Here is a 17,877-nt window from a genome sequence, read left to right on the forward strand (position 1 = left end):
GATCAACTGGCAAGCCATGCCGCAAAGCGATTGCGAAACACGCCCAGAAAATTGGGCGTGAGAGCTGACAAGAATTTCGGGAAATTGGAGGCCGCGTCCGGAATCGAACCGGAGTGCACGGATTTGCAATCCGCTGCGTAACCACTCCGCCACGCGGCCTCTGCGTCTGTACCTATTTGACCTCTCGGGGCGATGCAACAGGATTGTCGCCGCTGAATGATTTTCCCAAAGCTTTGGAAAACGCTTCGTTCAGTTCTCGCTGAAGGCCTGTCACCCCTGCCCAGCGCCAAGCAGCACATTGACTGCGGCGGCGAGGAGGATCGTGTTGTAAAAGTGCGAAAAGATCAGGTGAACCATGACCCGGCGGCGCATCGCATTGGACGAAACCTTGGTGTCCGAGGTGGCAACTGACGTGCCGACCGTGAACGAGAAATAGAGAAAGGCTATCCCGTCGGGCGCCTCGTCGCCGGGGAAGTCGAGCCCTCCCTCGACCTTCTTGCTGCGCGGTCGATCCGGCACCTGATAATATTCATAGGCATAATGCAGCGCGCCCATGACCTGCACCGTGAACCAGCCCAGAATGACCGATGCTATGCTGGCGATGATCTCGCCGGGCTCCGTGCCGCCATCCTGGTTGAGCGCGAGGAAGAGCGAGACCACCGAAGCGGCAATGACGATGAGGACAATGAGCAGGATGCCTGTGCCCGGCGTGTCCTCCTCGCGGGCGTGCTCATGAAGATAGTCCGCAGTCAGAAGCGGCAGTTTGAGAAAAGCCAGGATCAGATAGCCGGCGAAGAGGCAGTTGGCGCCGAGGCTGATTGCGTATTTCGGTATGAGCAGAAATGATATGACCAGCCCGACCAGACCCAATAGCAGGCCGAAATAGAACGGGGCATGTCGCGGCATGACATGCCCCACGGCAACCGTACGCAGGTTACGCTTTGCCTGTTCCGGCATTCGACCATCTCCTCCGCAAATAAGCCGCGGAGGAAACGCCGTCAGCCGCTAATGGCTCCCGGGCCGGGCTTTGCGCCTGGGGGCACCTTGCCCATGATGATCATGCCCAAGACTTCGTCCTTGGTGACATCGCTGGTGCGCGCCTCGCCCACGACCTGGCCATTTTTCATCACCACCAGCCTGTCTGCGAGGTCGAAGACGTCGTGGATATCATGGCTGATGAGGAAAATGCCGATGCCTTCGGACTTGAGCTGCTTGATCAGTTCCCCGACCTGCGCCGTTTCCTGTGGGCCAAGGGCGGCCGTGGGCTCGTCCATGACAAGGATGCGTGCATTGAAGAGGATCGCGCGGGCGATGGCCACAGACTGGCGCTGCCCGCCGGAAAGGGCCTTCACCGGCTCCTTGAAGCGGCGGAAATTGGGGTTGAGGCGCCCCATGACTTCCCGCGCCCGCGATTCCATGGCTGCGTCGTCCAATGTGCCGATCGGCGTCACCAGTTCACGGCCAAGGAAGAGGTTGGCCGCGGCGTCGACATTGTCGGCAACGGCAAGCTGCTGGTAGATCGTTTCGATCCCATAGGCCTTGGCATCGCGCGGATTGCTGATCGAGGCAGGTTCGCCATTGATCTTGATATCGCCGGCATCGCGCTTGTAGGCGCCCGACAGGATCTTGATCAGCGTCGACTTTCCCGCACCATTGTGGCCCAGGAGGCCAACAACCTCGCCGCGGTGAAGGTTGATCGAGGCGTGATCGACGGCCTTGATACCACCGAAGGCGATGGAGATGTCGGTCATTTCGACCAGGGGTGTGCTGGCATCCAGCATGGCGGGCACTCCTAGTGCTTATTCCGGCGGTAGAGCGTGTCGAGCCACACCGCGAAAACCAGAACAATGCCGACAACGATGGACTGAAGCGGGCTATCGAGCCCCATCAGCACCATGCCGGATTGCAGCGATTGCATGACCACGGCGCCAAGCAGCGCGCCGGCGATGGTGCCGACGCCGCCAGCCAGAGACGTGCCGCCGATAACGGCTGCCGCGATCACATAGAGTTCGTCGAGCGTGCCAAGGGCATTGGTCGCCGCATTGAGGCGCGCGCTCGAAATGGCGGCTGCGATGGCGCAGAGCCCGCCCATGAGCATGAAGATCTTGACGGTGACCCAGCGGGTATTGATACCCGCCAGCTCCGCCGCTTCCGGATTGCCGCCCATGGCATAGACATAGCGGCCAAAACGGGTCCGCGTGGTGAGGAAGGTCATGAACACCCCTACCCCCACGGCGATCAGCACGGGCACGGCGATGCCATGCGAGATGAACAGCCCGCTTTCCGGCACGGCTATGCCGTTGGCCTTGGCATAGTTTTCGGCAATGCGCACGGGCCAGGGATAGGCGTTCGCCACCCAGATCGCCCCAATGGTCGCGCCACAGCCAAGAACGGCCAGCGAAGCCTCGGCCCAGAGCGGACGCTGCGGAAAATTGAAGCGGCGGCGTTGCCGGCGTCCGAAATAAAGCCCGGCGACGATGGCTGCGCAGGCAACGGCACCAACGATCCAGCTCCAGGTGAAGCCGATTGAACCAGCGGGGCCGCCGCCGATCAGTTGAAAAGTCTGATCCATGGGAGCAACGGTGCGGCCCATGGTGACCCACCAGGCGGCACCGCGCCAGACGAGGTAACCGCCGAGCGTAACGATGAAGGCCGGAACGCGCAGATAAGCGATGATCGTGCCCTGCAAGGCGCCGATCCCGACGCCGACAACGAGCCCCGCCAGCAGCGAGAGGCTCCAGATAAGCGGGTGACCGAGGCCAAGGCCAAGCTGCACCGGCAGGATCTGCGTCTGCATGACGCCCATGACCATGCCGACCACGCCCAGGATCGAGCCCACGGAAAGGTCGATGTTGCGGGTGACAATGACAAGCACCATGCCCGTGACCATCACAGCCACGGAAGCGGTCTGCACCGACAGGTTCCAAAGGTTGCGCGGGGTCAGGAACAGGCCGCCTGAAAAGATATTGAAGCCGATCCAGATGATCGCCAAGGCGCCAATCATGCCCAGGAGGCGCGTATCCACCTCAGTCGCAATGAGGAAGCGCTGAATGGGATTCTGCGTGAATGTGCTCGGATGGGCTGGCGTGGAAATGGCGTGTTGGTCAGCCATTCAGGTCTCCCGTGGAAACGGCGCCCCGGCACGAAGCCGGGGCGCAGTCCGGTTGCAATCAGGCAACCAGTTTAGCCTTTTATGGGCTCAGTTACAGGCGGCAACCGTACCTGCGGCAACGCCCTGGCACACGACGTCCTTGGACACCCAACCGGCGTCGATCACGACGTTGAGGTTTTCCTGGGTGATCGGGATCGGCGGGAGCAGAACGGCGTTCATTTCGACGCCCTTCGGGCCATCGGAGAACTTGGTTGCGCCGGTGACGCCGTCGAGTGCAGTGCCGCCAGCCAGTTCGACAGCGATTTCCGCGGCCTTCTTGCCGAGTTCACGTGCGTCCTTCCAGACCGAAACGGTCTGCGTGCCGAGGGCGATACGGTTGAGGGCTGCATGGTCGCCGTCCTGGCCGGAAACCGGTACCGAACCGGCGAGACCCTGCGCAGCCAGTGCCGCAATGGCGCCGCCTGCCGTACCGTCGTTGGAAGCGACGACAGCGTCGACTTCGTTATTATTCGCCGTCAGGAACTGTTCCATGTTCGCCTGGGCGACTTCCGGGTTCCAGTTGTCGGTATAGGCTTCGCCGACATTCTTGATGGCGCCCGAATCGACGGCAGCCTGGAGCACTTCCATCTGACCGGCGAACAGGAAGTCGGCGTTGGGGTCGGCCGAGTTGCCCTTGATGAAGACATAGTTGCCTTCAGGCTTTACGGCGAACACGCCCTGAGCCTGCATGCGCCCGACTTCCTTGTTGTCGAAGGTCAGGTAGAAGGCATCGGGGTTTTCGATCAGGCGGTCATAGCCGACCACCGGAATACCTTCGGCGACGGCAGCAGCAACGGCGGGCCCAATGGCTTCGCTGTCCTGGGCCAGCACGATCAGCGCAGTTGCACCCTGGCTGATCAGGCTTTCGATATCGGTGAGCTGCTTGGAGGCGGACGACTGGGCGTCAGCCGAAATATACTCCGCGCCAGCCGCTTCGAGAGCGGTCTTGATCGCGGCTTCGTCGGTTTTCCAGCGTTCTTCCTGGAAGTTGTTCCAGGAAACGCCGACGACGATTTTGTCCTGTGCCAGGGCGGCACCAGTCAACACGGTCGAGGCAAGCAAGACCGCTGCAAAGAGCTTATTCATCAATGTCCTCCCAATGGGCCATTCGGGCCCAGAATGCCATCCACAGCCTTCACATCCCTAGGCATGCGGGTACGCACTAGAGCATTATTTTCAATGCTCGAAAAAAGAAGTCGCATGGCGGATCGGGACGTGTCAACGTCAATTTCGAGGTCCGAATAAAATCAAGGTTGCGTCGGGCCAGCAGCTTTGATGTCTTGGGGTGGGAGTGAGGGAGTTGACTGCTTGACGCGAACCGTCAGCGATAGCGACAGCGTCCGGCGGCAAAACCGTGGACTGGTCTTGAGTGCCTTGCGCATGCAGGGCGCACAGTCGCGTACGGCCCTCGCCAGCCTCACCGGGCTCAGTCACGCGAGCATGACGGCCATCATGTCGGACCTGCTCACGCAGGGCCTGGTTGCCGAACTGACGGCAGATCGTCCTGATGGGAGAACGCGCGGTCGACCCGCCACCTTCGTCAACTTTGCCCGCAACGCCGCCCATGCTGCGCTCTTCGAGCTCGACGTCAATCGAGCGCGGCTTTCGCTTATCGACTATGGTGGCGTGCTGGTTGACCGCATTGAAACCGACCTGACGCCGACCACCTTTGCCGGTATCGCGCCGTGCCAATTCTTGTCGGACCGTCTCGATGCGCTGCTGGCGCGTACACCCGCTGCTCAAAAGACGCTTCGGCGCGTCGCCATTTCGGTCCAGGGCATTTTGGAACGTGACGGGCGCGGCTTGCGCTGGTCGCCGATCCAACATCTCGCAGGCGCGCCCTTCGCGACCGAGCTTTCAGTGGCGCGCGGCCTGCCCGTAACGCTGCATAAGCGCGGACGCCTCCTTGCTGAAGGTGCTCGCTGGCTCGATCCGGCCCTGCACGAAGCGAGCGTTGCCACGGTCTTCGTTGGCTCGACCGTGGCCATGGGCGTCACGTTCCGGGGGCAGATCATGGGCCGGGGCGACGAGGGCGCGACCGAGTTCGGTCATATGAACCATGTGCCCAATGGCGCACTCTGCCGCTGCGGCATGCGGGGCTGTATCGAAGCCTATGCCGCGGACTATGCCGTGCTCCGCAACGCCTATTCCGTGCCGGAAACCGCGCCCCCTGCCCCAGCCGTGCCGGTCCAGCAATACGAAATGCTCATGCAGCGTGCCGAATCCGGCGACCGCAGCGCGACACATGCCTTCAATCTTGCCGGACGCGCCATTGGTTTTGGGCTCAGCCGCATGCTGGCGATCTACGATCCCTCGCATATCCTTATCGTCGGCCCCGGCGCCCGTGCCCTGGAGCTCATGCGCCCGGAAATCGACCAGGCCATCAAAGCTTCGCTGGTCGGCAGCATCAACGGCGCTCCCCATATCATCGCGCATCGCGATGAAACGGAGCCCATCTTCAAGGGCCTTCTTATGAAGACCCTCAATGACATCGACCAGGTCGACTTCGCGCCCTTGCCGAGCACCGAACGGGCCGGCACGGCAGGCTGACCCGCATCAGATTTTGAGCCAGTCGTGCAGCTTGTCGGCCATGGCAGCAGGTTCTTCCTGGCCGCCATGCAATGTCACATCGGGCGCACTCGGCACTTCGAACGGGCTGTCGATACCGGTGAAATTCTTGATCTCGCCGCGGCGTGCCTTGGCGTAGAGCCCCTTGGGGTCGCGCTGCTCCGCCACAGAGAGCGGCGTGTCCACGTAAACTTCGGTAAAGCGGATGTCCCCGGCGATTTCCCGCGCCAGATGGCGCTCTTTCTCGAAGGGCGAGATGAAGGACACGAGCACGATCAAGCCGGCATCGGCCATGAGCTTGGCCACTTCCGCCACGCGGCGAATGTTTTCGACGCGCGCTGCTTCGGTAAAGCCCAAGTCCTTGTTGAGCCCGTGGCGCACATTGTCGCCATCGAGGATGTAGCAGTGCCGTCCTTCGGCCGTCAGGCGCTTTTCAAGGAGGTTAGCGATAGTCGATTTACCCGAACCCGAAAGGCCGGTGAACCAGACGATCTGCGCTTCCTGCCCCTTCTGCTCCGCACGAACTTGGCGGTTCACATCGAAGGATTGGTAGGTCAAATTCTGCGCGCGCCGCAGGCCGAACGAGATTGTGCCGGCGGCCAGCGTGGCATTGGAAAGTCGATCGATGAGGATAAAGCCGCCGGTCAGCGGATTATCGGCATAGGGATCGAAAGCGATGGCGCGATCGGTCGCTATGGTAACGGTTCCGACCTCGTTGAGATCGAGCTTGTTCGCCGCCACATGCTCCAGCGTATTCACATTGGTCCGGAATTTTATGTCGGTGATCGTCGCGGGGACGATCTGCGCGCCAACCTTGAGAAGATAGGAGCGGCCTTGATAGGCGGGCTCATCGTTCATCCAGACCAGGCGCGCCTGGAACTGGTTGGAAAATTCCGGGACGGTGCCGGCATGGGCCAGCACATCGCCACGTGACACGTCGATTTCACGATCGAGCACCAGCGTCACCGCCTGTCCGGCAACGGCGCTGTGGAGATCGCCGTCCATGGTGACGACCCGCGAAATCTTTGCCGGCTTGCGTGATGCGGCAACCAGAACGTCATCGCCGACCTTCACTTCGCCCGAAGCGACGGTGCCGGAAAAGCCGCGGAAATCGAGATTGGGTCGATTGACCCACTGCACCGGGAAACGGAACGGCTGCGCCGCCTTGTCCTGAGCCACCTCGATGGTTTCGAGATAGGGCACCAGCGGCGTCCCTTTGAACCAGGGCATGCGGTCGCTGTTGGCAAGGATATTGTCGCCACGAAGAGCCGACACCGGCACGGCCGCGAGGGTTTGAAAACCCAGGTCCCTGGCAAAGGCGCGATAGTCCGCTTCGATCTGATCGAAAATCGCCTGGTCGTATCCAACGAGGTCGATCTTGTTGACGACGAGAACCACATGCTTCACGCCCACCAGCGACAGAATAAAACTGTGGCGGCGGGTTTGGGTGAGAAGGCCCTTGCGCGCATCGACCAGCAGCAAAGCCAGGTCGGCATTGGAGGCGCCGGTCGCCATATTTCTGGTGTACTGCTCGTGGCCCGGCGTGTCGGCAACGATGAATTTGCGCTTGTCGGTCGAGAAGAACCGATAGGCCACGTCGATGGTAATGCCCTGCTCGCGTTCGGCGGCGAGACCGTCGACCAGCAGCGAGAAGTCGATGCCTTCGTCGCCAACCGTGCGGTTGTGGCTTTCCTTTTTGAGGCTCGCGAGCTGATCGTCGAGAATGAGCTGGCTGTCATAGAGCAGCCGGCCGATCAGGGTCGATTTGCCGTCATCGACGCTGCCGCAGGTCAGGAAACGCAGGAGCGACTTGTCGGTCTGCTGGGAGAGCCAAAGGTCGAGATTCGTGTCAGGCGTGGCCATGGCAAGGGTCATACTCAGAAATAGCCTTCCTGCTTCTTCTTTTCCATCGAGCCGACGGAATCGCTGTCGATCAGCCGGCCCTCGCGCTCGGAGGTGCGGCTTGCCTGCATTTCCATGATGATCGACGGCAGGTCGGCGGCGTCGGAGCGGATGGCGCCGGTCAGCGGATAGCAGCCAAGGGTACGGAAACGCACGGTTTCGAGGCGCGGCGCCTCGCCGGGTTCGAGAGGCAAACGCTCATCGTCGACCATGATCAGCGTGCCAGAGCGCTCGACCACCGGCCGGGGCTTGGCGAAATAAAGTGGCACGATCGGGATGTTCTGGTCGTAAATATAGGTCCAGACGTCCAATTCGGTCCAATTGGAGATCGGAAAGATGCGCATGCTCTCGCCCGGATTGAGGCGCGTATTGAACGTCCGCCAGAGTTCAGGCCGCTGGTTTTTCGGGTCCCAGGCATGGCTGGCATTGCGGTGCGAAAAGACGCGTTCCTTGGCGCGCGACTTTTCCTCGTCGCGCCGCGCCCCGCCGATCGCCGCATCATAGCGACCGGCATTGAGCGCCTGGCGCAGCGCCGCTGTTTTCATGATGTCGGTATAGCGCGAGGAGCCATGGTCGAAGGGATTGATGCCGTCGCGCACGCCATCCTGATTGGTATGGGTGATAAGATCGAACCCATATTCCTCAGCGGTCCTGTCGCGAAAGGCGATCATTTCCTTGAACTTGAACGTCGTATCGACGTGCAGGAGCGGAAACGGAATCTTGCTGGGAAAAAACGCCTTGCGCGCCAGATGCAGCAGGACGCTCGAATCCTTGCCGATCGAATACATCATCACCGGTCGTTCGAAACTCGCCGCAACCTCGCGCAAAATCTCGATGCTTTCCGCTTCCAGAGACTGCAGATGGGTGAGACGAGTTGAGGTCACGTTGGTCCAGCCTGTTAAGATGGCGATCCGCTAAATGAAGCTTGTACCTACTTGTGGAATCCCCTTCCCAGCAAGCTAGAAAATGCCTGAAACGCTGGGGTTTCAGGGGCTTGGGGCAAAATAGTGCGGCGCTGCTTCGCCCACTGATAAAGCTCTCCATGGCGACAGCCGCCATGGCCTCATGCCGCTCGCCACGAGCCGCAGATGCGCAAAAATAATTCTACGCGCCACAAAAAGGCGCGGCCAGATATTGTGCGTGGAAGGAAGCGTGGTGCCGGCAACAGGGTTCGAACCCGTGACCCCCTGATTACAAATCAGGTGCTCTACCAACTGAGCTATACCGGCTTGCTGAGGGCCGTTTAGCATTGGGGATCGGTACCCGCAAGGCACTTGGAGCAACGCTACTGGCGTCGCGTGTTATCCGGCACCTTTTTCTTGGGATCGACGGGCTGCTCGAGCACTTCCTTCTCTCCCTTGTGCCCGAGATCATCGACATTGTCGTCCATCTGGCGGCCCGGTCGGGACTCGACGGGTGCGGGCGAAGACTTTTGCTTTTCCATCTCAGGTCTCCTTTCCAGGGACCAACCCGCAAGCTCAGATGAAGTTCCCCGGGGGCCAGTGCCCCGTTCGTTCCTGAACCCAAACCAAACACGCAGTTCACGCCCAGGTGAAGTCCTCTCCTTTAGCAAGTGCGCCATCGAAGCGCCGATGCGCTCAAACAACAGAGGAGAATACCATGAAGATATCAGCCCTTTCGCTTTCTTTGGCCGTCGCTTTCACCGGTCTTGTTTCGGCCCTGCCCGCTCAGGCTGCCACCCGCAATGTCGAGCTGCCCGCCAGCATTTTTGCCGATCGTTGCGACAGGCATAGCGGCATCTTCAGCATCGACGGCAATGTCCTGCATTGTCAGACGCAGACTGTTCCGGTCGCCTGCGCCTATATCGATGTCAACAAGGCTCAGTGCCGTTGGCCCGGCATCGACAACCAGATCGCTGTCAATCGCGTGATCGGCCTGCCCAATGAAAGCTCCATTTCCAGCGGTGGTGGTGGCGGTGGTGCCGTCGCTGGCAAGGGCGGCGGCTTCTCCGGTCCTGGCGACTTCACAAATCCCGACAATGACGGCCCGGACTGGAAGGGTCCGCAGGACTTTCAGTCCAACTGGTAGTCAGGACACGCATCGCCCCCGCCAAAACGGGGGCGATTGCTTTTCTCGACCTGCGTAGCCGAAATTCCCCTGCTCCCAAAAGCTATCGCTCGCCTTTCGGTCCCGCTTTTGCTACTAGCGACCCCGTGTTCAAGCAGCGCTTCGCACTCGGTGGTCACGACCCATTCGCGGACGAAGCGCAGCGACAAGAAATGCCGTTTGGCACTGTCTGAATTCGATCGGGGGGCAATGTGAGCGGTTCTGCACTGCCTCGCGTGGCGATTGTGACCAATGAAACGCCTGGTTCCGAGGTCGCTGCGGAGCGTCTCCGCGCGGTTCTGGGTACCGTTTCCATCGACGACGCCGACTATGTCATCGCTCTTGGGGGCGACGGCCTGATGTTGCAGACGCTTCACCGCGTCATGCCGCATGGAACACCTGTTTACGGCATGAATTTTGGCTCGGTCGGCTTCATGATGAACGACTATGCCGAGGCCGATATCGTCCAGCGCCTGCAATCGGCGCAGCGTACGAAAATCTACCCGCTGTCGATGGAGGTGCTCGACGCCTCTGGCAAGCGCCGCATCGCCCTCGCCCTTAACGAGGTCTCGCTGTTCCGTTCGACCCATCAGGCGGCCAAGATCCAGATTGCGGTCGACAATGAAATCCGCCTAGACGAGTTGATTTGCGACGGGATTCTGCTGTCCACGCCTGCCGGTTCGACCGCCTACAATCTTTCGGCGCACGGCCCGATTCTACCGATCGAGGCGCCATTGCTCGCGCTGACGCCGATCTCACCCTTCCGCCCGCGTCGCTGGCGAGGCGCGATCCTGAGCAACCGGGCAGAGGTCCGCTTCGTGTTGCACGAGGCCGAAAAGCGGCCCGTCAGCGCTGTCGCCGACAATATCGAAATCCAGAACGTGCGCGAAGTTACGGTGCGCGAGGACCGCTCGCATGGCGTGACGCTGCTCTTCGATCCGGGCAAGAGCCTCGAAGAGCGCGTGCTCAGCGAACAGTTCAAGTTCTAGGCTCGTTCACGCGGCCGGCAATTCCAGCATCGGTTCACGTGCTGCCGGTGGCAATGCCATGGCGAGATGCGTGGTTTCGGCAAAGGCGCGCATCACGCCGCGTGCTGCCTTGCGCGCCAGCGCGATATTCTGCTCGCTGAGATAGGCAAAGGTCTCTTCCAGTGCCGGCGGAATCACGCCGTCATGGTCGTTGATCAGTTCCTCGGTCAGCGCTGTAACGACATAGTGCCGCGCGGTGATATCGTCTGCGAGGTCTGCCGTACGCGCGTAAAGCACGAGCTGCACCAATACCTTACCAAGGTCGGCCGATATGCCGGCGCGCATGAACAGCGCCCAAAGCGCGGCGCGGCTGCCACTTTCGAGCAGGGTAAAGACCTTTTCGCGCGACACTTCGGCCAATTCGGCAATGCAGGACGCGAAGAACATGACATGGCCGGTGACGACCGCGTGGAGAAGAATGCGCGAATTAAGCTGGCTCGATCCGACCAGTCCCTGAACAAAATCGCGCCTTTGCTGGCAGGCTTCGTTCTCACCTATCGAGGATAGCGCCGTGTCCGAGCCATCGCGCAGCAAACGGACCAATCGATCCGGCGCCAGGGCACCGCGGACGAGACGCAGTTCCCGCAGGGCTTCGGTGACGCGCTGGACCAGAATCAGGCGTGCCGGTGCGGGCAGGTCCGGGCGGGACAGCAAGGCGCCCCGCATTTTTGCGTCCTGGCCTTGGCTTCGGGCCAATTCCACCAGGAGTTCGGAATCGACGGAGACGTCGGCGCGGCGAACGACGTGTTCGGTGATATTCCGATCCTGCCGGGCGATGAGTTCGGCGGCAATGCGCGGCGAAAGTTTGCTGCGCTGGGCTATGGCGAGCCAGATGGACTGGTCGCCCTTTCGGACGCAGCCGAGCAGGTCGGCATCGATAAGTATCGGCGAATACTGCAAAATCGCGCGCGAGATGATCGGACTATCCTGCAGTAGGGCGATCATGATCGGGCGCGGCGCATCGAGCGAATGCAATAGCCCATAGGCCAGCGCTGCGCGGACTTTTACGGAAGGGTCGTCGAGGAAACTGATCAGCGCAGCGTAAAGCGCTGCATGTTCGTCGGCGGGGCCATTGTGGTCGAGAAAAACCAAAGCAGCCAGATGAGCAGCGTGGCCGCGCTCATCGCTATCATTGGACCGGGACAGCCGGACGAACTCGCTATACTCGATCATTACTCTCTCCACACCCGAGCAGAGAAAGCCTAGCTGAGACTATTTAAGGAACCGTTCACCATAAACGGCAAGCCGATGTTAACGGGCGTAAAGCTGGGTGAAGAAGGCGGAACCGCCCGCCGGTGGGGCTTCGGCGTCTTCGGGAACAGTCTTGAAAAGGCCGGTGAAGGACATGTTTTCCGTCGAGAATCGCGAGGGAACGACGGGCAGCGGTTCCGGCTGGTTGCCGCCCTGCCCGGCCATCTGCTGGGTAGAAAACGCAGCATTTGTAACACCTTCGTGCTTGGCGACGAGGGCGCGGTAGACGTCGCGAATGGTGCGTGGCTGGCCGTTGCTATAGAAAATCGCCTGGTTGGCGTCGGCCTGGCGGGGGAAGAGGTTGACCGCCAACTGATCGGGGTCTTCGAGGCCGGCCTTAAACATGCGCTCGGCGCCTTCGGCTCCCAGGAAGTGGGCGATATAGAGTTCGCCGGCGCTGGGGTTACGACCGAATCTGGATTTCAGGTATTCGCCGTTTGAACGGGTGAAGGCTGCGGCTAGGTCGGCGGCGATCTGCGGATCTTCGCGCAGTTTGAGAATTTCGGCTTTACGCGAGGGGTCGGCGACCGTGTAGCTGCCATCGCTACGGCGTTGAATTTCATTGGCAATATTGCCGTAGCCCAGCCGCGGGCCTTCCTGCTTCATCACCTGCAACCAGGTGCCTTCGAGGAATTGGAAGAGGCCGACCGCCGATGAGGTGCTGGCTTTTGCAGACGGGTTGAGGCTGCTTTCGCGCATCGCCGTCTGCAAAAGATAGGAAAAGTCCACGCCGCTGCGATTGCCGGCCGCGGTGAGCGCGGTGGCAAGGTTCTGCGGAACGGAGATGGACTGGACGCCCATGAACAGCCTGCGGTTAGCGACTAATGCGTTAACCTCTGCATTATTATGGCTAACAGACTGTTAATATCGAGACTGTCACGGACGCCATTCTGTTACGATTTCGGCCAGGTCCGGACGCGGACGGTCTTCGATGGTCGTCGTCGGGGTGCCGATATGGACGAAACCGACGAAACGCTCACCCTCTTTGGCGCCGAGCATGGCGGCGGCTTCAGTGTCGAAAGTGTACCAGCGCGTGATCCAGGTGGCGGCATAGCCGAGGGCATAGGCGCCGTGGACGAGATTGAAGGCGACATTGCCGGCGGAAAGCAATTGCTCGAATTCGGGAATTTTTACGTGTGGCTTCGCCGTCGAGATGATGCCGATGACGAGCGGCGCGGGCAAGAACTGGCGGCGCTCGATGTCGAGGCCGGCTTCATCGAGTTCGGGGCGCTTGCGCTTGGCGATTTCGGCGAGCTTCTCGCCAGCGGCGGCACGGGCATCGCCGGAGAAGAGGACCAGACGCCAGGGGGCAAGCTTGCCGTGATCAGGAACGCGCGTCGCGATGGTGAGCAGCGTCTGCAGATCGTCCCCGGTCGGGGCGGGTTCGGCGAGAAAGGCCTGACCGACGGAGCGGCGGGTAAGAAGGTGGTCGCGCAGGGCTGGGTTGACGGGCATGGTCTATCCTTGAGGGCTGCTTGAAACGGGCGGGCCTTGGGAAAATGCTTTGACCCAAACCGGCACCCGTTTTCAAGCGGTTCCGAGTGTGACACAGCTTTTCCGTAATCGTGCCCTAGCTTGGAAAGAGTCGGGGCGCCCTGACCTTCTCCATTGGCCCGAACAACCATGCTGCCTGTATATCGCCTGATTGCCTGTGCCATTCTCGGCTTTGCGAGCGTGACGCTCGTCCCTGCTCCCGTTTCCTTCGCGCAAGAAAGCGCCGAGATTCCGCCCCTGCCCCGTCCGCGTCCTGACCCCAACAACCTGCCGCCGGCTCCGACCGCACCGGCACCGGGTACGGCTGCAGACGCGATCGCCGCGGTAACAAATGTGCCGCAGTCGGTGACGCTTACCGCAAGGATCACGCAGGAAGGTCCGTCGATTCCCGAAGGTGTCGTCTGGCGCGTGTTCGACAGCGTGCCTGATGCGCAGGGGAATATGACCCTGGTCGCGAAATCAGAGGAATCGACGGCGCGGCTCGATCTGCCCCCGGGCGAATATGTGGTGCACGCGGCCTATGGGCGGGCGCAGCTCAGCGAATCCCTGTCGGTGGTGCCGGGCAATAATGAAAAGGTCGTCGACCTCGAAGCTGGCGCCTTGCGGCTGAATTCAGCTGTGACGGGCGACATTCCGATCGCACCGACCCAATTGCGCTTCGACATTTTTACCGCGGGCGAAGAAGCCAGCCGTGTGTTGATCGCGGAAAACCTGCCGCCCAATGACATCGTCACCCTTAACGCCGGCACCTATCACATCGTCTCGCATTTCGGGACGATCAATGCCGTGGTGCGCGCCGACTTGCGGGTGGAAGCGGGCGAACTGACGGACGCGACGCTCTACCATCATGCGAGCGAAGTATCGTTCCGGCTGGTGTCGGAAGAAGGTGGCGAGGCTATTGCAGACGTCGAGTGGACGGTGAAGACGCCGGATGGGGCGACGGTTTTTACGGACCGCGGAGCGTTTCCGTCGACGGTGCTGGCTGAGGGCGACTATCTGATTTTCGCCAAGCAGGGCGAGAAGGTCTACAATCGCGAAGTGCAGGTGGTTTCGGGCGGGTCGCGCGAAATCGAAGTGCTGACAAGCGTTTACGGCGGGGCCTGAGGGCTAGGCCGATTAGGCACACCACTCCCCACCATCGTCACCACCGGGCCCGTCCCGGTGGTCCATGTCATCCGCAGGATGGCTAGCTTCCCCAAGATGGATTGCCGGGACAAGCCCGGCAATGACGACGGAGGAGAAGGACGGAGGATGACGGCTCCGCTCTGCGAATTACCTCCCGTAGACATCCTTCGGGTCGAACAACCTCGGAAGCCCCGTATCCTCCAGCCATGCGATGCCGTTTTCGGTCTCGACGCTGCGGTAGAAGCAGCTTTTGCGGCCGGTGTGGCAGGCGGCGCCGCGGCCGGTCTGGCGGACGGTCATGACGAGACAATCCTGGTCGCAATCGGTGCGCAGCTCGACGACCTCCTGCAGCTCGCCGGAGGTTTCACCCTTCTTCCAGATGGCTTTTCGCGAACGCGACCAATAGTGGGCGATGCCGGTGTCGAGGGTCAGAGCGAGGGTCTCGGCGTTCATATGCGCGACCATGAGGACATCCTTGGTGCCCTCCTCGATCGTCACGACCGTGATGAGGCCGTGGGCATCGAAGCGCGGGGCGAAGACCGTGCCCTCTTCGAGTTCTTCATGGCTCAGCGATTTGGGGTCGGCGAAAGCAGTGGTCATGATGCGCACCTCTGGCTCGGGAGCCGAGGCTGTAGCGCGCATCACGACCGAGCGCCAGTGCCTCAGCTCTTGAGGCCGAACCAGATTTCGATATCGCCGCTGCCGCTGCGGCCATCGAAGGCTGGCCCATAATATTCGAGGAAGCTGTAGGTCGCCTCGCTCGTTTCATAACCATTGGCGGTCAGCCACTTTTCTCCGGCGCCGATGGTTTGGCGGATGGTGGAAAGGTCGCCCTTGTGCTCGAAACGCGCCCATTTGAGCGCCGGCACGGCAACCAGTTCGAGATCGGGCGGTGCGTCGGCCCCCGCGCGCATTTCCATGGCGGAGACATATTCGAACCGGTCATCGGCAATCTCGCCGATGATGCCGTAGGCGGCGCCCGCAATGGCCCCATCGATATGGCCAATATGCGGCTGGAAGCGCTGCCATTGGGCAGGCAGGCCCGCGGCATTGTTCATGTTGTGACGCTCGGCAATGCCGGCGAAATACATGGCGGGGCGGTTTTCGAACCGGGGTGGTTCCACGGTGACTTGAGCTTGAACATCCATTCTTAGAGGCTCCACAAGGGTAATCCCTTCAAGATTGCGCCTTTGTCGAACCATTTGCGGCGTGACGCCGAACTGGTCGCCAAAAGCACGGGTGAATGCCTCATGCGAATTGTAGCCGGCGTCGAGCGCCACCGAAAGAATATCGGGAGCGCCTTCGGCCAATTGGCGGGCCGCATCGCTCAGGCGTCTTGCCCGCAGATAGGCCGTGACCGAATAGCCGGTCACCAGGGGAAAGATGCGCGAGAGATAGCTTTTGGACAGCCCGGTCACTTCCGCAAGCTCATCGAGCCCCAGCGGCTCGCGCGAGCGGCTTTCGAGAACCCAGAGCATTTTGGAGACGACTGACATGGCATGAACCCGCTTGAGACGGGTAGTCTATGCCATAATGGGAACAAGCGCATTTGATCGCGCTTGTCATCGGGATCGACTTGCCCGCACTACGTCCTACCACTAGCTGTCACCCCGGCGAAGGCCGGGGCCCAACTCGAGATCTCAGGATGGGCCCCGGCCTTCGCCGGGGTGACAATCGAGGGTGGAACGGGCCCTTCGGTAAGGCCGGCCCTTCAGCGGCGGGAAATCATCGCAAAGAAACGGTCCTGCTCGACGCGGTCTTCGGCGAAAACGCCGGTGAAGCGATGGGTGATCGTCTTCACGTCATGGGCGCGAACGCCGCGCATGGTCATGCACATATGCTCGGCTTCGAGCATGACGGCAGCGCCGCGGGGACCGAGGTTTTCGTTGATGGCGTCGATGATCTGCGCCGTCATGGTTTCCTGGGTCTGCAGGCGACGGGCAAACACTTCCACCAGACGCGCGAGCTTGGAGAGGCCGACGACGCCGTCGTGCGGCAGATAGGCGATATGGGCCTTGCCGAAGAAGGGCACCATGTGGTGTTCGCAATGGGCATAGAACGGAATATCGCGCACGAAAACGATATCGTCGTAACCGCCGACCTCGCGGAACATTTTGGACAGGACTTCCTTGGCGTCCTGGCCGTAGCCGGCAAAAAGCTCTTCATAGGCCTTGGCGACACGTGCCGGCGTTTCGAGAAGCCCTTCGCGAGTCGGGTCATCGCCGGCCCAGGCAATCAGCGTGCGAACGGCGGCTTCCGCCTCTTCGCGGCTGGGGCGTGGCAGAGAAGTGGACGTGGCAGGCGCGGGAAAGGGCAGCTTTACGGTCGCGTCCAATGGATCACTCCTAACTCGGGAACCGAAGGCACTACGGTGTCGCCGGCAGTTTGGACCACAAGAAAGCGCTTGGCTCTGGCAGTCCGTGTCGGACCCTCTATATAGAAGGAGCACAAGACGGGAACAAGAAGCCAGATTTTCTCTATGGCGCTGATTGAGCTTTATTCGGACAAGATTCTCGACATCGCCGCAAACGCAGTTCAGCCCGGGCGGTTGCCTGCGCCAGATGCCTCATCGCGAAAAGTCAGCCGCATCTGTGGCTCGGTGATCGAGGTGGATATCGTCGTGAGCGATGGTGTCATTACCGGCTATGGGCACGAGGTTTCTGCCTGCGCGCTGGGGCAGACGTCGGCGGCCATCGTGGCACGGGAAATCGTCGGGACACGGGCCGATGATTTTCTGGCATTGGCAAGGCAGATGCGGGAGATGCTGAAGGCCGCGGGCGCGCCGCCGAATGGAAAGTGGTCGGACCTGGCCTTTCTTGAGCCGGTGCGCGAGTTTCCGGCGCGGCATGCTTCTACGCTGCTGGTGTTTGATGCCGTTGTTGATGCGATAGAGAAAGCATCTTCAGAACAAAATCTTACGCCACAAACCTGATGCAGAACGTTATGGCCTATGTGCTGCGGGCGATCGATTTTCCGTTCAAGATCGCGGCGATCCTTTTGATCACGATCTATCGCTACACGCTCTCTGCTTTCGCGGGACGGACCTGCCGTCACCTGCCGACCTGTTCGGAATATACGCGGGATGCGATCTGGCAATTCGGTTTCTGGCCGGGCGGCTGGATGGGGCTTTCGCGGTTTGTGCGGTGCCGGCCGGGCGGTACGCATGGCTATGACCCGGTGCCGGAGGCTGTGCCGGCCGAGGCAAGATGGTATCGGCCTTGGACCTATGGTCGGTGGAAGTAAGCGGACCTCTTCCTGCGCGGCCCCCCCCCATCTTTCGTCATCGCCGGG

Annotated in this window: 19 protein-coding genes and 2 tRNA genes; 6 read left to right on the forward strand and 15 right to left on the reverse strand. The window is 61.1% G+C overall.

The window, feature by feature from the left end:
• Positions 1-85 precede the first annotated feature (85 nt).
• The 5 genes from JP75_RS12140 to xylF form a co-directional block, all read right to left on the reverse strand.
• Positions 86-159 (reverse strand) — tRNA-Cys (locus JP75_RS12140).
• A gap of 111 nt (positions 160-270) precedes the next feature.
• Positions 271-957 (reverse strand): DUF1345 domain-containing protein, encoded by a 687-nt coding sequence (locus JP75_RS12145; RefSeq protein ID WP_051960650.1) that lies wholly within the window; start codon positions 955-957, stop codon positions 271-273.
• A 41-nt stretch (positions 958-998) separates the two neighbouring features.
• Positions 999-1,781, reverse strand: coding sequence for an ATP-binding cassette domain-containing protein (locus JP75_RS12150; protein ID WP_035083234.1), 783 nt, complete (start codon positions 1,779-1,781; stop codon positions 999-1,001).
• A gap of 11 nt (positions 1,782-1,792) precedes the next feature.
• Entirely contained in the window at positions 1,793-3,112 is a 1,320-nt protein-coding gene (locus tag JP75_RS12155) for a sugar ABC transporter permease (protein ID WP_035083237.1), read from the reverse strand.
• A gap of 87 nt (positions 3,113-3,199) precedes the next feature.
• Entirely contained in the window at positions 3,200-4,237 is a 1,038-nt protein-coding gene (gene xylF, locus JP75_RS12160) for a D-xylose ABC transporter substrate-binding protein (protein ID WP_035083239.1), read from the reverse strand.
• A gap of 222 nt (positions 4,238-4,459) precedes the next feature.
• On the opposite strand from xylF, the gene JP75_RS12165 reads away from it, so the two are divergent.
• Positions 4,460-5,701, forward strand: coding sequence for an ROK family transcriptional regulator (locus JP75_RS12165; RefSeq protein WP_160194683.1), 1,242 nt, complete (start codon positions 4,460-4,462; stop codon positions 5,699-5,701).
• Positions 5,702-5,707: 6 nt separating this feature from the next.
• On the opposite strand, the gene cysN is transcribed toward JP75_RS12165, so the two are convergent.
• From cysN to JP75_RS26570, 4 genes are all read right to left on the reverse strand, one after another.
• Positions 5,708-7,582 carry a sulfate adenylyltransferase subunit CysN gene (cysN, locus tag JP75_RS12170; RefSeq protein ID WP_084587652.1) on the reverse strand — a complete coding sequence of 625 codons (1,875 nt, stop codon included), beginning with the start codon at positions 7,580-7,582 and terminating at the stop codon, positions 5,708-5,710.
• Between the two features lie 14 nt (positions 7,583-7,596).
• Positions 7,597-8,505, reverse strand: coding sequence for a sulfate adenylyltransferase subunit CysD (cysD, locus tag JP75_RS12175; RefSeq protein WP_035083246.1), 909 nt, complete (start codon positions 8,503-8,505; stop codon positions 7,597-7,599).
• A gap of 269 nt (positions 8,506-8,774) precedes the next feature.
• A tRNA-Thr gene (locus tag JP75_RS12180) sits at positions 8,775-8,850 on the reverse strand.
• A 56-nt stretch (positions 8,851-8,906) separates the two neighbouring features.
• Positions 8,907-9,065, reverse strand: a complete 159-nt coding sequence (locus tag JP75_RS26570) for a hypothetical protein (protein WP_160194684.1) — start codon at positions 9,063-9,065, stop codon at positions 8,907-8,909.
• A 176-nt stretch (positions 9,066-9,241) separates the two neighbouring features.
• On the opposite strand from JP75_RS26570, the gene JP75_RS12185 reads away from it, so the two are divergent.
• On the forward strand, positions 9,242-9,670 hold the full coding sequence (locus JP75_RS12185) for a hypothetical protein (RefSeq protein WP_035083248.1): 429 nt from the start codon (positions 9,242-9,244) through the stop codon (positions 9,668-9,670).
• 230 nt (positions 9,671-9,900) lie between these two features.
• A complete protein-coding gene (locus tag JP75_RS12190) occupies positions 9,901-10,677 on the forward strand; it encodes an NAD kinase (RefSeq protein ID WP_035083249.1) in 777 nt (258 codons plus the stop codon).
• Positions 10,678-10,683: 6 nt separating this feature from the next.
• Here the strand turns inward: JP75_RS12190 and JP75_RS12195 are convergent, their stop codons facing one another.
• From JP75_RS12195 to JP75_RS12205, 3 genes are all read right to left on the reverse strand, one after another.
• Complete coding sequence (locus tag JP75_RS12195; protein WP_035083255.1) at positions 10,684-11,889, reverse strand: DUF2336 domain-containing protein; 1,206 nt, start codon at positions 11,887-11,889, stop codon at positions 10,684-10,686.
• A 78-nt stretch (positions 11,890-11,967) separates the two neighbouring features.
• Positions 11,968-12,768: a transglycosylase SLT domain-containing protein gene (locus tag JP75_RS12200; protein WP_051960651.1), complete on the reverse strand. Its 801-nt coding sequence runs from the start codon at positions 12,766-12,768 to the stop codon at positions 11,968-11,970.
• Between the two features lie 75 nt (positions 12,769-12,843).
• A complete protein-coding gene (locus JP75_RS12205; RefSeq protein ID WP_035083257.1) occupies positions 12,844-13,422 on the reverse strand; it encodes a nitroreductase family protein in 579 nt (192 codons plus the stop codon).
• A 168-nt stretch (positions 13,423-13,590) separates the two neighbouring features.
• On the opposite strand from JP75_RS12205, the gene JP75_RS12210 reads away from it, so the two are divergent.
• The gene (locus tag JP75_RS12210) at positions 13,591-14,565 is read left to right on the forward strand and encodes a hypothetical protein (protein WP_035083457.1); all 975 of its coding nucleotides are present in this window, start codon (positions 13,591-13,593) and stop codon (positions 14,563-14,565) included.
• Positions 14,566-14,733: 168 nt separating this feature from the next.
• Here the strand turns inward: JP75_RS12210 and hisI are convergent, their stop codons facing one another.
• From hisI to folE, 3 genes are all read right to left on the reverse strand, one after another.
• Entirely contained in the window at positions 14,734-15,186 is a 453-nt protein-coding gene (hisI, locus tag JP75_RS12215; protein ID WP_035083460.1) for a phosphoribosyl-AMP cyclohydrolase, read from the reverse strand.
• Positions 15,187-15,248: 62 nt separating this feature from the next.
• Positions 15,249-16,082, reverse strand: coding sequence for an AraC family transcriptional regulator (locus JP75_RS12220; protein WP_035083259.1), 834 nt, complete (start codon positions 16,080-16,082; stop codon positions 15,249-15,251).
• A 215-nt stretch (positions 16,083-16,297) separates the two neighbouring features.
• Entirely contained in the window at positions 16,298-16,921 is a 624-nt protein-coding gene (folE, locus tag JP75_RS12225; protein WP_035083261.1) for a GTP cyclohydrolase I FolE, read from the reverse strand.
• 144 nt (positions 16,922-17,065) lie between these two features.
• On the opposite strand from folE, the gene JP75_RS12230 reads away from it, so the two are divergent.
• Together JP75_RS12230 and yidD are read left to right on the forward strand one after the other, a co-directional pair.
• Positions 17,066-17,518: an iron-sulfur cluster assembly scaffold protein gene (locus tag JP75_RS12230; protein WP_035083263.1), complete on the forward strand. Its 453-nt coding sequence runs from the start codon at positions 17,066-17,068 to the stop codon at positions 17,516-17,518.
• A complete protein-coding gene (gene yidD, locus JP75_RS12235; protein ID WP_152565824.1) occupies positions 17,518-17,829 on the forward strand; it encodes a membrane protein insertion efficiency factor YidD in 312 nt (103 codons plus the stop codon). Before JP75_RS12230 ends, yidD begins: the two co-directional genes overlap by 1 nt.
• Positions 17,830-17,877 lie beyond the last annotated feature (48 nt).

The sequence above is a fragment of the Devosia riboflavina genome (assembly GCF_000743575.1).
In the GTDB taxonomy this organism is placed as follows: domain Bacteria; phylum Pseudomonadota; class Alphaproteobacteria; order Rhizobiales; family Devosiaceae; genus Devosia; species Devosia riboflavina.

Excerpts from the sequence above, each read along its gene's own strand:
- JP75_RS12145 (WP_051960650.1), bottom strand. The coding sequence starts at position 957 with ATGCCGGAACAGGCAAAGCGTAACCTGCGTACGGTTGCCGTGGGGCAT.
- JP75_RS12150 (WP_035083234.1), bottom strand. The coding sequence starts at position 1,781 with ATGCTGGATGCCAGCACACCCCTGGTCGAAATGACCGACATCTCCATC.
- JP75_RS12155 (WP_035083237.1), bottom strand. The coding sequence starts at position 3,112 with ATGGCTGACCAACACGCCATTTCCACGCCAGCCCATCCGAGCACATTC.
- xylF (WP_035083239.1), bottom strand. The coding sequence starts at position 4,237 with ATGAATAAGCTCTTTGCAGCGGTCTTGCTTGCCTCGACCGTGTTGACT.
- cysN (WP_084587652.1), bottom strand. The coding sequence starts at position 7,582 with ATGGCCACGCCTGACACGAATCTCGACCTTTGGCTCTCCCAGCAGACC.
- JP75_RS26570 (WP_160194684.1), bottom strand. The coding sequence starts at position 9,065 with ATGGAAAAGCAAAAGTCTTCGCCCGCACCCGTCGAGTCCCGACCGGGC.
- JP75_RS12185 (WP_035083248.1), top strand. The coding sequence starts at position 9,242 with ATGAAGATATCAGCCCTTTCGCTTTCTTTGGCCGTCGCTTTCACCGGT.
- JP75_RS12195 (WP_035083255.1), bottom strand. The coding sequence starts at position 11,889 with ATGATCGAGTATAGCGAGTTCGTCCGGCTGTCCCGGTCCAATGATAGC.
- JP75_RS12200 (WP_051960651.1), bottom strand. The coding sequence starts at position 12,768 with ATGGGCGTCCAGTCCATCTCCGTTCCGCAGAACCTTGCCACCGCGCTC.
- JP75_RS12205 (WP_035083257.1), bottom strand. The coding sequence starts at position 13,422 with ATGCCCGTCAACCCAGCCCTGCGCGACCACCTTCTTACCCGCCGCTCC.
- JP75_RS12210 (WP_035083457.1), top strand. The coding sequence starts at position 13,591 with ATGCTGCCTGTATATCGCCTGATTGCCTGTGCCATTCTCGGCTTTGCG.
- hisI (WP_035083460.1), bottom strand. The coding sequence starts at position 15,186 with ATGACCACTGCTTTCGCCGACCCCAAATCGCTGAGCCATGAAGAACTC.
- JP75_RS12220 (WP_035083259.1), bottom strand. The coding sequence starts at position 16,082 with ATGTCAGTCGTCTCCAAAATGCTCTGGGTTCTCGAAAGCCGCTCGCGC.
- JP75_RS12230 (WP_035083263.1), top strand. The coding sequence starts at position 17,066 with ATGGCGCTGATTGAGCTTTATTCGGACAAGATTCTCGACATCGCCGCA.
- yidD (WP_152565824.1), top strand. The coding sequence starts at position 17,518 with ATGCAGAACGTTATGGCCTATGTGCTGCGGGCGATCGATTTTCCGTTC.